Source organism: Azospirillum sp. OGB3 (assembly GCF_014192915.1).
Taxonomy (GTDB): Bacteria; Pseudomonadota; Alphaproteobacteria; order Azospirillales; family Azospirillaceae; genus Azospirillum.
In genome coordinates this window covers 53501-66274 of the sequence record NZ_JACHYN010000005.1, presented here as the reverse complement: position 1 = coordinate 66274, position 12774 = coordinate 53501, and the positions used below count along the sequence as shown (strand labels likewise).

Sequence of the window (12774 nt, the reverse complement as noted above, 5' to 3'; positions counted from 1 at the left end):
AAACGACGTTATTGCGAATGATTCGCATTAGCAAATACGGATTTGCCTAATCAGGGGATATCAGCATGACCATTCGCACATCGGGGGCGTGTGCAAAGGAAGAGACGGGGGCCGTCCGTCCGGTGACCGTGGCGAAATCCGCAACCATGGTGGGTGCGGCTCTGGCGGCCGCGCTGGCGGGGGGAACGCCGGCGCTGGCCCAGCAGGCCGCCACGGAAGGGACGGCCGCCGGGGTCCAGACGTTGGGTCCGGTGACGGTCACCGCGACCGGCACGGCACAAAGCACGCTGACCGCTCCCGCCTTCACCACTGTCATCACGTCGGAGGACCTGAAGAAGGAGGGCGTGGCCTCCTCCGGCCTGCCGGAAGTCCTGGGCCGCTCGGTGGGCGTGAACGACCGTACCGACGCCACGGGCCGCGACGAGGTGGTGATCCGCGGCATGGGCCAAAACTATTCACTGGTGCTGGTGAACGGGCGCCGGGTGTCCACCTCCGACGCGCTGTGGCGCGGCGGCGACTTCGACTACCACTCGATCCCGATGTCGGCCATCGAGCGGGTGGAGGTCGTGCGCGGCCCGATGTCGTCGCTCTACGGATCGGACGCCATCGGCGGCGTGGTCAACATCATCACCAAGAAGCCGACCGACACATGGTCGGGCGAGATCAACGGCGACTACCGCGTCGTCGAGCCGGGCCGCGGCGGCACCCAGTACCGCACCGGCCTCTACGCCGCCGGCCCGATCGTGGACAAGGTGTCGGCCTCGGTCTCCGCCGAATACTTCAACCGGCAGGCCTGGTACGACGACTCCCGCTACAACGGCGTCGTTCCGGTCCTGGAAAAGAAGAACCTGGCCAACCTGCTGACCACGCTGGCCTGGGACGTCACCGAGAACCAGACGCTGGAAGCCAACTACGGCCTGAACCGCGACAACCGACCCCGCGGCTACTATGACCGCTGGCTCTCCTCCCAGAAGCAGGAGATCGTCCGCAACACCTTCGGCGCCGCCCATCGCGGCAACTGGGGCTGGGGCGACACGCTGGTGGAGGCCAACTACGAAGACGGCCGCATCGACGATTTCAACTCGTCCTTCAACGCGCCGCAGCAGCGGCACCTGAAGGAAAAGAACCTCTTCCTGCACGGCCGCAGCAACTTCCAGCTCGGCTTCAACCGGCTGACTGCGGGTGCTGAGTACCGCAAGCAGACGGTGGAGGACCCCAACACCTTCCTGCAGTCCGGCAAGTCGGAGATCGGGCAGAAGGCCGTCTATCTCCAGGACCAGATCGGGCTGATCGACGGGCTGACCCTGACGGTCGGCACCCGCTACGACCACCACGAGATCTTCGGCGGCAACTTCACCAGCCGCGCCAACGTCGTCTACGCGCTGACCGACGGGCTGTCGCTGAAGGCCGGCGTCAGTCAGGGTTACAAGGCGCCGGACGCCTACCAGCTCAGCCGCGAATACCGGGTGGTGAGCTGCGGCGGCCGCTGCTTCCTGTCGGGCAACCCGGACCTCGAGCCGGAGACCAGCACCAACTACGAGATCGGCCTGGAAACCCGCTATGACCGCTGGGACGGCAGCGTCGTGCTGTTCCACAACAAGGTCAAGGACATGATCCAGGCGGTCTACGATCCGGTGGCCGTCGCCCGCAATTGGAGCAACATCAACAACGTCGACATCTCGGGCGTCGAGGTGACCGGCTCGGTCAGCCTGACTCCGAAGCTGCTGCTGTCGGGCAACTACACCTATCTTTACACCGAGCAGAGCAACGGTGCGGAGCTGGACTACCGTCCGCGCCACAAGGTCAACGCCTCCCTGACCTGGCAGGCGCTGGACAATTTCAGCACGTCGGTGTCGACCAGCTACACCGGCCCGCAGTTGCAGGGCACCAGCAAGATGCCCGGCTACACCCTGCTGAACTGGGGCGTCAGCGCCGACGTCACCGAGGCGCTGACCGTCGGGGCCGGCGTCAAGAACATCACCGACGTCATCCTCAGCGAGAAGAACGTCAACTTCACGTCGGTGGAGGTGGGACGCAACTACTACGTCTCCGCCAACTACCGCTTCTGATCCACCGCCGCCCGTCCCCGGCTTTCCGCGGGGGCGGGCGCGTCCGCTTTTCAAAAAACGCCTTCGGCGATGCCGGAAAGGCCCGCCCATGACCCTGTCGAACCTTTTCGTCGACGTCAGCCTTCTGAAAACCAACCCCGATTTCCGCCGCGTGCTGATCGCCCGGACGATTTCGCTGATGGCGCTCGGCCTGCTGTCGGTGGCGGTGCCGCTCCAGGTCTACGCCCTCACCGGGTCGAGCCTCCAGGTCGGGATTGCCGCCGCCTGCGACGGCGTCGGCATGTTCCTGGGCCTGCTGCTGGGCGGCGTGCTGGCCGACCGGATGGACCGCCGCCGCCTGATCCTGGTCGCCCGCAGCGTCTGCGGCCTGGGCTTCCTCGGGCTGGCGGCCAACGCGGCGCTGCCCTCCCCGTCCCTTCCGGCGATCTACGCCCTGTCCTTCTGGGACGGCTTCTTCGGAGCGATCGGCGTCAACGCCCTGCTGGCCGCGATGCCCCATCTCGTCGGGCGCGCCAATCTGATGCAGGCCCGCGCGCTGGGGATGCTGTCGATGCGCGTCGCCACCATCCTGGCGCCGGCGCTGGGCGGCCTGCTGATCGCCGGGCTGGGCGTCGGCTGGGTCTATCTGCTGACGGCGCTGGGCACCGGATTGACCGTCCTGACCCTGCTCGGCCTGCCCCGGATGATGCCGCAGGGCGAGGCCGGGGAGAACCCGCTGCGCGCCATGGCGCAGGCCTTCGCCTTCCTGTTCGGCCACAAGGTCATCTTAAGCGTGGTCGCGCTGGGTTGCCTGACCACCGTCGCCACCTCCATCCGCATCCTCTTCCCGGCTTTGGTCGAGGAGGTGTTCGGCGGCGGCGCCTTCGAGACCGGGCTGATGTACAGCGCCGTTCCCATCGGGGCGACGCTGGGCGCCGCGCTCAGCGGCTGGGCCGCGCGACTGGAGCGTCCGGGGCTGGTGATGGGCGGGGCCTGCATGGGGGCCTTCGCCTGCGTCGCCGCGATCGGGGCCGCCGGAATCCTTCCCAGTGGTTTCTATGTGGCGCTGCCCGTGCTGGTGCTGTTCGGCTACGCCACCTCCATCGCCTCGCTTCTGGAATACAGCATGGTCCAGGGCCACACGCCGGACCATCTGCTGGGCCGCGTCAACAGCCTGTGGACCGCCCAGGACGTGTTCGGCGACAGCGCCGGCACCATCGGCATGGGCCTGCTGGCGACGCTGCTGAGCCCCGCCGCGGGAATCCTGGCGCTCGGCCTGGGCGCGTTGGCGCTTGCCGCCGCCGTGACCGCCACCGCCACCACGATGCGCGGAGCGCCGATGAGCGACCCCACCCTGGAGGGAACCGGATGATGAGGAAGCGGATGATGACGCGCGCCATGCCGATCCTGCTGACCGCCGCCTTGCTCGCTGCGGCCTATCCCGCCGCCGCCCAGACTCGGGTGAAGGTGACGGCGGTGGTCGCCGCCCCCGTCCGCCAGACGCTGCACCTCCCCGGCACGCTGGTGTCGCCGCAGAGCAGCGCCCTGTCCGCCCAGGTCGAGGGCCGGGTGGACACCCTGCTGGTCGAGGCCGGCGACCGGGTGGAGGCCGGGCAATCCCTGTTGCGGCTGGACGACACCATCGCCCGGCTGGAACTGGAACGGCTGGAACATTCCCTGGCCGAGGCCGAGCATCTCCAGCGCGACGCCCTGCGGCTGGCCCGCGAGGCCGAGGCGCTGGCCGGCGTGCAGAGCGTCTCGCAGTCCCGCTACCGCACGCAGCTCGCCCAGGCCGCCATCGAGGAGGCCAAGGTCCGCCAACTCCGCGCCGCCGTCGCCATCCAGCGGGAGCAGGTGGTGCGTCACGGGCTGACTGCGCCCTTCGTCGGGGTGGTCACCGAACGGCGCACCGAACGCGGGCAGTGGGTAGGGCTTGGCGGCTCGGTGCTTCAACTCACCGCCACCGACCCGCTGCGCGTCGTCGTCGATGTGCCGGAGCGCCAGCACGGGCGCATCACCGCCGGCACGCCGGTCACCGTTCTGGTCGCCGACGCGCCGGACGGGGCCGGCATCGCTGCGGCGGTCGAGCGGGTGGTGCCCATCGCCGATCCGGTCAGCCGCAGCTTCCGCATCCACATCGCGCTTCCCAACCCCGAGGGGCGGCTGATGCCCGGCATGTCGGCGCGCGTCGGCGTCGCGCTCGGCCCGGTGCCGGGAACGGCGGAGATCGCGCTCCAGGTCCCGGCGGACGCGGTGCAGCGCCATCCCGACGGAAGCGCCCGCGTCTGGGTGGTGCAGCGCGGCGGCGACGGGGCGGTGGCCCGCCCGGTGGCGGTGCGCACGGGCCGCCACTCCGGCGACCATGTGGAGGTCGTCAGCCCCGAGCTTCGCCCCGACGATCTGGTGGTCGTCCAGGGCAACGAAGGCCTGCGCCCCGACCAGCCGGTCGTCCCGGACATGGTGGGGTGAGGGACAAATCCCTCTCCCGCCCCGGGAGAGGGTGGCGCCGAAGGCGTCGGGTGAGGGTCGTGCGAGGATCAAAGCGCTGGTCCTTGGCGGCACCCTCACCCTTCCCGCGCTCCGCGCGGACACCTTCCCTCTCCCGGGGCGGGAGAGGGAACGTTCAAGTTCCTACCCGGAGTCGCGATGACCCGCCTGATCCTGCGCAACCCGCTGGCCGCCCTGGTGTCGGTCCTGATCCTGTGCCTGCTGGGCGCGGTGTCGGTCTTCCGCATTCCGGTGCAGATGATCCCCGACATCAGCCCGCGCCGGATCATGGTGGAAACCAACTGGCCCGGCGCCACCCCGCAGGACGTCGAGCAGGACATCCTGATCGAGCAGGAGAAATACCTGCGCGCCATCCCCGGCCTCGTCCGCCTGTCCTCCAGCGCCGAGTTCGGTAGCGGTCAGGTGGAGTTGGAGTTTCCCTCCGGCACCTCCATCGACGAGGCGCTGATCCACATCGACAACGCGCTGTCGCAGGTCACCGACTATCCGGAGACGGTGGACCGCCCGCGCATCGTCGCCGAGTCCGCGACAGCGGAGCCCTTCCTGTTCTTCGGTGTCGAGCGGCTGGACGGCGCCGCCGACCCGGTGTCCATCCAGCGCGAGACCAACTGGATCGAGAACGTCCTGCGCCCCCGGCTGGAGCGTGTGGCCGGCGTGGCCAAGGCCGAGGTGATCGGCGGCGCCGCGCAGGAGATCCACATCCTGCTCGACCCGCTGAAGCTGTCCGCCCGCAACCTGAATGTGGGGACGGTGCGCGACGCCGTGCGGGCGCGCAACCGCGACGTCTCCGGCGGCGACCGCGACTTCGGCAAGCGCCGCTACTTCCTGCGCACCATCGGGCGCTTCGCCGACCTGGAAGACTTGGCCGACCTGATCGTCGCGCGCGAGAACGGCACGGCGATCCGCCTGCGCGACGTCGGATCGGTGACCATGGCGACCCAGGAGGCGCGCAGCGTCGCCTTCGCCGACGGGCGCCCCACCCTGCTCGTCACCATCGGCAAGCGGGCCGGCGCCAACGTCATCGCCGTCAAGGAGGCGGTGACCGGGGCGGTGGAGGAGCTGAACCGCCACGCCCTGAAGGAGCGCGGTCTGTCCATGCGGCTGCTGTCGGAGGACGTGCGCTACATGGAACGGTCCATCGACAATGTGCTGAGCAACCTGATCGCCGGCAGCGTCCTGGCCGCGGTGGTGCTTCTCCTGTTCCTACGCTCCATCCCGGCGACCGCGGCGGCGGCGGCGAGCATGCCGGTCTGCACGCTGGCGACCCTGCTGGTCCTGGCGGCGGCCGGGCGCAGCATCAACGTGATCTCGCTGTCCGGCGTCGCCTTCGCCATCGGCATGACGCTGGACAACAGCGTGGTCGCGCTGGACGCCATCGCCCGCCACCTGCGCATGGGCAAGTCGAAGGCCGCCGCGACCGAGGACGGCATCGCCGAGGTGTGGCCGGCCATCCTGTCCTCCACCCTCACCACCGTACTGGTTTTCCTGCCCGTGCTGTTCATCACGGCGGAGGCCGGGCAGCTCTATTCCGACATCGCCATCGCCATCACCGGCGCCGTCGTCGTGTCGATGGTCGCCGCCCTCGTCCTGGTTCCCGTGGTCGCCGGGCGCTGGTCGGTGGCGTCCGCCGCCCCCTCGCACGGGCCGGCCAGGGAAGGCGCTCTGGGGGGGGCGGTGCGCTGGATGCTGCGCAGCGCCCGGCGGGAGTTGGCGATCCTCGCCGCCTCCGCCGCGGCCATGGTGGCCATCATGCTCACCATGGTGCCGCCCGCCGAATATCTGCCGGAGGGCGAGGAGGCCACCGTCTTCAGCTTCATGTCCGCCCCGCCCGGCTACAGCATGGAGTCGATGCAAGAGGTTTGGCGTCAGATCGACCCGCTGCTGAGCCGTCAGGTGGGTGCGGCAAGCACCGACGCCGAGACCGGCATTCCGCCGCTGCGCGTCAATCTGAGCTTTATCCGGCCCGGCTTCATCCGTTTCGTGACGGAGCCGATGAACCCCGCCGACACCGACGCGCTGATCGCCAACGTCACCAAGCGGATGCGGGCGATCCCCGGCATGCGCGGCTTCGCCGCGCGCGGGTCGATCTTCTCCGGCAACAGCGGCGGCGCCCGCGCCATCCGGCTGGAGCTGAGCGGCGGCGATCTGACCACGCTTTACGCCACGGCTCTGACGGTGCTCGACCGCGCGGGCGACCTGTTTCCCGACGGGCAGGTCAACAGCGACCCCTCCCCGCCCACTCTGGCCATGTCTCAGCCCTTCCTGGAACTGCACCCGAACTGGGAGCGCGCGGGCGAGATGGGCATCGGTCTGGCCGAACTGGGCTACACGCTGCGCGCCTATTCGGACGGCGCCTTCGCCGACGAGTATCTGCTGGACGACGAGACGCTGGACATCCATTTGCGGGTGGCCGGGGGCCTGGGCCGCGACCGCCAGAGCTTCGCCGATCTGGTGCTCCACACCGGCCGTGGCGCGCCGGTGCCGCTGTCCAGCCTCGCCGAGCTGCGCGAAACCGTGGGGGCCTCCAGCATCGCGCGGATCGACGGGTTCCGGACGGTCACCCTGACCATCATCCCGCCGCGCTCGGTGGCGCTGGAATCCGGCATCGCCGCGGTGCGGAGCGATCTGGTGGACCGGCTGCGCGCCGAGGGCGTGATTCCCGACGGGATGAGCACCCGCATCACCGGGGCCGGCGGGTCACTGGACGAGCTCCGCTCCGCCCTGACCGGCGGGTTCCTGCTGGCGCTCGCCATCACCTATCTGGTTCTGGTCGCCGTCTTCTCGCACTGGGGCTATCCGCTGATCATCATGGCGGTGGTGCCCACGGGGATCGGCGGCGGGCTGATCGGGTTGTGGCTCTACAACCTCGCCGCCGGCCTGCCCGGAGGCTTCGGCCCGCCGCAGCCCTTCGACGTGCTGACCATGATGGGATTCCTGGTGCTGGTCGGGACGGTGGTGAACAACCCCATCCTGATCGTCGAGCAGGCCGCCGTGAACCGACGGACGCACGGCATGTCCGGGGCGGAGGCCATCGCCGACGCCCTGCAGAGCCGATTGCGCCCGATCCTGATCACCACGGTGACGACCGTCGCCGGCCTGATCCCGATGGTCGCGGTGTCCAGCGCCGGCACGGAACTGTACCGCGGGCTGGGGCTGGTCGTGCTGTGCGGCCTGCTGATCTCCAGCCTCGTGACGGTGACGGTCCTGCCCGTGGTGATGTCGCTGGTCTTCCGCCTCTCAGACCGGCTGGGAGCGATGGCGCACGACCGGAAGGTGGCGGAAGCGGGCGACTGAGTCCGAAAGGGAGAAAAACCAGCATCGCGATGCAAAAAAAACTTGTGGGGCAGCGGACATATCCCTATATTGCAAATGAGAATCATTTGCAATCATGCGCACGCGATCCGCGGTCCTGGCAGAAAGCCGGCGGCGATTCCCGCGCCCGCCCGGACCGTCGAAGGCGCGTTTTTCCCAAACAAGTCAAGGTCGTCCGCTGTGGCGGACGGACAAATGGAGGCTCGTGTTTCCATGGACGTTCTACCCCTGCCTGCCGGGGAGCGGCCACTCGGCGGCCGTTCCGATCCGGAATTCGCCTTCGCCTCGCGCGGCCGCGTCCTGAAAGCCTACGGCGTGGATGAGCGGCTGGACGTCGCCCTCGACGACCGCCGCTTCGCCGATGGCCGGTGGGAGGAGGCGCTGGACCGCGCCTTCCGCCGCCGCAAGGCCCAGGGAGTCGAAAATCCGATCCTGGTCGGCGCCGTCCCCTTCGACGGGCGGCAGCATGCCCGCCTGTTCATCCCCCAGCATTGCGACCATGAGGACGCCGGCCGCATGGCCGCCGACCCCGACCCCGACCCCGTCGCCCTGGACGCCATCGAGGAGACGGTGGGGCGCGGCGCCTTCGAGGCGGCGGTGGTCCAGGCCATCGACCTGTTCCGCGACACGCCCTTGAAGAAGGTCGTTCTGTCGCGCCCGCTCGACGTGGTGGCGCGCGAGGCCTTCGCGCCGGGCCGCCTGCTGCGCGCCCTGCTGCGGCAGAATCCCGGCGCCCACGTCTTCGCGGCCCCGGTCGCCTATGGACAGACCCTGGTGGGGGCCAGTCCGGAGCTGCTGATCCGCAGGACCGGGCGGACCGTGGTCAGCAACCCGCTGGCCGGTTCCGCCCCGCGCAGCCCGTCCGCCGAAGTGGAGCGCCAGCGCACCGCGGCCCTGCTCGCGTCCACGAAGGACCGGACGGAACACCGCTACGTCGTCGATGCGGTGCGCGCGGCCCTCGCCCCCCATTGCAACCCGTTGTCCGTGCCGGACGCGCCCAGCGTGATCCGCACCCCGACCATGCTGCACCTGTCCACCGAACTGACCGGCGAACTGGCCGATCCCGCGGTGTCGTCGCTGCGTCTCGCCCACGCGCTGCACCCGACGCCGGCGATCTGCGGCACGCCGACCGGCCTCGCCCGCGACGCCATCGACCGGCTGGAGGGCTACGCCCGCAACTGGTACGGCGGCATGGTCGGCTGGATGGACAGCCGGGGTAACGGCGAGTGGGCGCTGTCCATCCGCTGCGGGCTGGTCCAGGGCCGGCATCTGCGGCTCTACGCCGGGGCCGGCATCGTCGCGGATTCCGACCCGGCGGCGGAGTGGGAGGAAACGGCGGCCAAGCTGACCACCATGCTGAATCTGTTCGGCGTCGCGGCCGCCCGGCCCTCCAACACCGACCTTCCGGTGGAGCTGGCGTCGTGACCATTCCCTTCACGCCTTGGCCCGCCGCGTTCGCGGAGCGCTACCGCGCCGAGGGCTATTGGACCGGCGACCCGCTGACCGACGTGATCGACCGCCACCGGGGTGCGGCGGCGGAGGCCACCGCGATCCTCTGCGGGGAACGCCGGTTCCGCTACGCCGACGTGCAGGGCCTGTCGGTCCGTCTGGCCGCAGCCTTCCGCGCCCGTGGCCTGCGCCCCGGCGACACCGCGCTGGTCCGCTTGCCCAACCGCGCAGAATTCTATCTGGTCTTCTTCGCCCTGCTGCGCTGCGGGGTGGTGCCGGTCAACGCGCTGAACAGCCACGGCGTCTATGAGCTGACCGCCTACGCGCGCCAGATCGAGCCGGCGCTGGCCGTGCTGCCGGCGGCGGACCAGGCTTTGGTCGCCCTGATGACGCAAACGGTCGGGCCGGAGCGGCTGCTCCTTCTCGGCGCCCCGTCAGACGACGGGATCGGCGGCTTCGCCTGGGCCGACGGCGATGCGCTGGCGGAGGACGCAGCCGAGCCGCCCCCTGCTGCCGACCCGTCCGGCGTGGCCTTCTTCCAACTGTCCGGCGGCAGCACCGGCACGCCGAAGCTGATCCCGCGCACCCACGACGACTATCTCTACAGCGTCCGCCGCAGCGTCGAGATCTGCGGGCTGGACGAAACCTGCCGCTTCCTCTGCGCCCTGCCGGCGCCGCACAACTTCACGCTCAGCTCGCCCGGCGCGCTTGGCGTGTTCCACGCCGGCGGCACGGTGGTGATGGCCGGCGACCCCAGCCCCGCGACCTGCTTCCCGCTGATCGCGCGCCACCGCGTCACCTGGGCGGCGCTGGTCCCGCCGATGCTGTCGGTCTGGCTGGAGGCCGCCGGCGGCGGCGAAGACCTGTCGAGCCTGGAGGTCGTCCAGGTGGGCGGTGCCAAGCTCAGCCCCGCCGTCGCCGAGCGGGTGCCGGAGCGACTGTGCTGCCGTCTCCAGCAGGTCTTCGGCATGGCGGAGGGGCTGGTGAACTACACGCGGCTCGACGACGATCCCTGGACGGTGGTCAACACCCAGGGCCGCCCGATGAGCCCCGACGACGAGATCCGCATCCTCGACGCCGCCGGCCACCCGGTCCCACCCGGCGCGGTGGGCGAGCTGTGGACCCGCGGCCCCTACACCTTCCGCGGCTACTACAAGGCCGAGGCGCACAACGCCCGCGTCTTCGACGCCGAGGGTTTCTATTGCAGCGGCGATCTGGTCAGCCTGGCGCCGGGCGGCAACCTCGTGGTCTGCGGGCGCAACAAGGACCAGATCAACCGCGGCGGCGAGAAGATCGACGCCCAGGAGGTCGAGGATTTGCTGGCCGCCCACCCCGCGGTGGGCCATGCCGCCGTCGTCGCCATGCCCGACGCGCTGATGGGCGAGCGGTCCTGCGCCTTCGTGATCGCCCCGCCCGGCACCAAGCCGTCGGAGCTGCGCCGCTTCCTGCGCGGCCAGGGGCTGGCCGATTTCAAGCTGCCCGACCGCTTCGTCTTCGTCCCGGACCTTCCCAAGACCGCCGTCGGCAAGGTCGACAAGCAGACCCTGCGCGAGCGGGCGCGCAAAGACAACGCCCTCATGGAAACGACCGCATCATGACCATCCGATCCATCGCCCCCTACGCCCTGCCCACCGCCGCGGAGCTGCCGCAGGACAAGGTGTCCTGGAGCGTCGACCCCGCCCGCGCGGTCCTGCTGATCCACGACATGCAGGACTATTTCGTCGGCTTCTACGGCGCGTCCAACCCGGCCATCGTCAGTTGCATCGACCGGATCGTCCGGCTGAAGCGCCACCTGAAGGCGCTGGGCGTGCCGGTGGTCTACACGGCCCAGCCGGCGGTGCAGTCCGACGCCGACCGCGGCCTGCTGAACGATATGTGGGGGCCGGGCCTGACGGCCAAGCCGGACCTCGCCGGCATCGTCGCCCCGCTGACCCCGGACGCCGACGACCGGGTGCTGACCAAATGGCGCTACAGCGCCTTCTTCCGCGCCCCGCTGGCCGAGATGATGGCGGAGGCCGGGCGCGACCAGCTCCTGATCTGCGGGATCTACGCGCACATCGGCGTGATGCAGACGGCGCTGGACGCCTTCATGCGCGGCATCAAGCCCTTCCTGATCGCCGACGCCATCGCCGACTTCTCGCGCGAGGACCACATGATGGCGCTGCGCTACGTCGCGCGCAACGCCGGGCGGACGATCCATTCCGACAGCGTTCTGGCCGCTCCCGCGGCGGTGCTGAGCAAGGAGGGCCTGCGGCGCATCCTGCTGGCCTCCCTGGATGAAGTGCCGGGGGACGACGACAACCTGATGGACTTCGGCCTCGACTCCATCGCGGTGATGCAGGTGGTGGACCGCTGGAAGGCCGCGGGGGTGGAGGTCGGCTTCGCCGAGTTGGCCGCGCAGCCGAGCATCAACGGCTGGTGGGCGCTGATCGAGCCCCGGCTGGCCGCTTCCGGGCGCGTCGCGGCATGACGGACTTCGCGGGCCGGACCGCCTGGGTGACCGGCGCCGGGCAAGGGATCGGGCGGGCCGTGGCCGACCTGTTCCACGCCCGCGGCGCCATCGTCGTCGCCTTCGACCACCACTGGCATGACGGCGGGGAGCGGCCCTACCGCGCCGTGACGCTGGACATCGCCGACGCCGGCGCGGTCGCCGGAACCTGCGAGGCGTTGTTCGCCGAGGGCACGCGGATCGACGCGCTGGCCAACGTCGCCGGCATCCTGCGCATGGGACCGGTGGAGACGACGACCGACGCCGACTGGAGCGACAGCTTCGCCGTCAACGTGGCCGGTCCCTTCCACATGATGCGGGCGGTGATCCCGGCCTTCAAAAGCGGCGGGACCGGCGGCGCCATCGTCAGCGTGTCGTCCAACGCCGCCCATGTGCCGCGGATCGGCATGGCCGCCTATGGCGCGTCGAAGGCCGCGCTGACCAGCCTGACCATAACGGTGGGGCTGGAACTGGCGCCCTACGGCGTGCGCTGCAACGTCGTCTCCCCCGGCTCGACCGACACGCCGATGCAGCGCGCGCTGTGGAGCGGGCCCGACGGTGCGGCACAGACCATCCGGGGCAATCCCGGCCAGCACAAGCTCGGCATCCCGCTCGGCAAGCTCGCCACGCCACGCGACGTGGCGGAGGCGGTCGTCTTCCTCGCCTCCGCCTCCGCCGGCCACATCACGCTCGCCGACCTGCTGGTGGACGGCGGGGCGACGCTGGGGCGCTAGCTTTTTCATTTCAGGGACATCCCCGATGACCAACGACCAGTACGTGAACCCCTTCGACGACGAACGCCACGACTTCCTGGCGCTGGCGAACGCTGCCGGCCAGTTCAGCCTGTGGCCATGCTTCGCTGCGGTGCCGGAGGGTTGGACCGCCGTCTTCGGCCCCGCCGGGCGCGCCGCCTGCCTCGACCACATCGAGGCCGCCTGGACCGACCTCACCCCCGCCGCCGCCTGACGG

Annotated in this window: 9 protein-coding genes; all 9 read left to right on the top strand. The window is 70.2% G+C overall.

From position 1 onward, the window contains the following. The first annotated feature begins 65 nt into the window (after nucleotides 1-65). Nucleotides 66-2069: a TonB-dependent receptor gene (locus FHW79_RS12625; protein WP_247884337.1), complete on the top strand. Its 2004-nt coding sequence runs from the start codon at nucleotides 66-68 to the stop codon at nucleotides 2067-2069. A gap of 88 nt (nucleotides 2070-2157) precedes the next feature. Further along, nucleotides 2158-3420, top strand: coding sequence for an enterobactin transporter EntS (gene entS, locus FHW79_RS12620; RefSeq protein WP_183179251.1), 1263 nt, complete (start codon nucleotides 2158-2160; stop codon nucleotides 3418-3420). Then, nucleotides 3417-4517 (top strand): efflux RND transporter periplasmic adaptor subunit, encoded by a 1101-nt coding sequence (locus FHW79_RS12615; RefSeq protein WP_247884336.1) that lies wholly within the window; start codon nucleotides 3417-3419, stop codon nucleotides 4515-4517. Before entS ends, FHW79_RS12615 begins: the two co-directional genes overlap by 4 nt. A 177-nt stretch (nucleotides 4518-4694) precedes the next feature. Next, entirely contained in the window at nucleotides 4695-7850 is a 3156-nt protein-coding gene (locus FHW79_RS12610) for an efflux RND transporter permease subunit (protein WP_183179250.1), read from the top strand. Nucleotides 7851-8081: 231 nt separating this feature from the next. After that, the gene (locus FHW79_RS12605; protein ID WP_183179249.1) at nucleotides 8082-9293 is read left to right on the top strand and encodes an isochorismate synthase; all 1212 of its coding nucleotides are present in this window, start codon (nucleotides 8082-8084) and stop codon (nucleotides 9291-9293) included. Further along, nucleotides 9290-10915, top strand: a complete 1626-nt coding sequence (locus FHW79_RS12600; protein WP_183179248.1) for a (2,3-dihydroxybenzoyl)adenylate synthase — start codon at nucleotides 9290-9292, stop codon at nucleotides 10913-10915. The genes FHW79_RS12605 and FHW79_RS12600 overlap by 4 nt, the downstream gene beginning before the upstream one ends. Beyond that, the gene (locus FHW79_RS12595) at nucleotides 10912-11787 is read left to right on the top strand and encodes an isochorismatase family protein (protein ID WP_183179247.1); all 876 of its coding nucleotides are present in this window, start codon (nucleotides 10912-10914) and stop codon (nucleotides 11785-11787) included. Before FHW79_RS12600 ends, FHW79_RS12595 begins: the two co-directional genes overlap by 4 nt. Beyond that, nucleotides 11784-12539 (top strand): 2,3-dihydro-2,3-dihydroxybenzoate dehydrogenase, encoded by a 756-nt coding sequence (gene dhbA / locus FHW79_RS12590; RefSeq protein ID WP_183179246.1) that lies wholly within the window; start codon nucleotides 11784-11786, stop codon nucleotides 12537-12539. Before FHW79_RS12595 ends, dhbA begins: the two co-directional genes overlap by 4 nt. Before the next feature lie 25 nt (nucleotides 12540-12564). Beyond that, complete coding sequence (locus FHW79_RS12585; RefSeq protein ID WP_035679370.1) at nucleotides 12565-12771, top strand: MbtH family protein; 207 nt, start codon at nucleotides 12565-12567, stop codon at nucleotides 12769-12771. Nucleotides 12772-12774 lie beyond the last annotated feature (3 nt).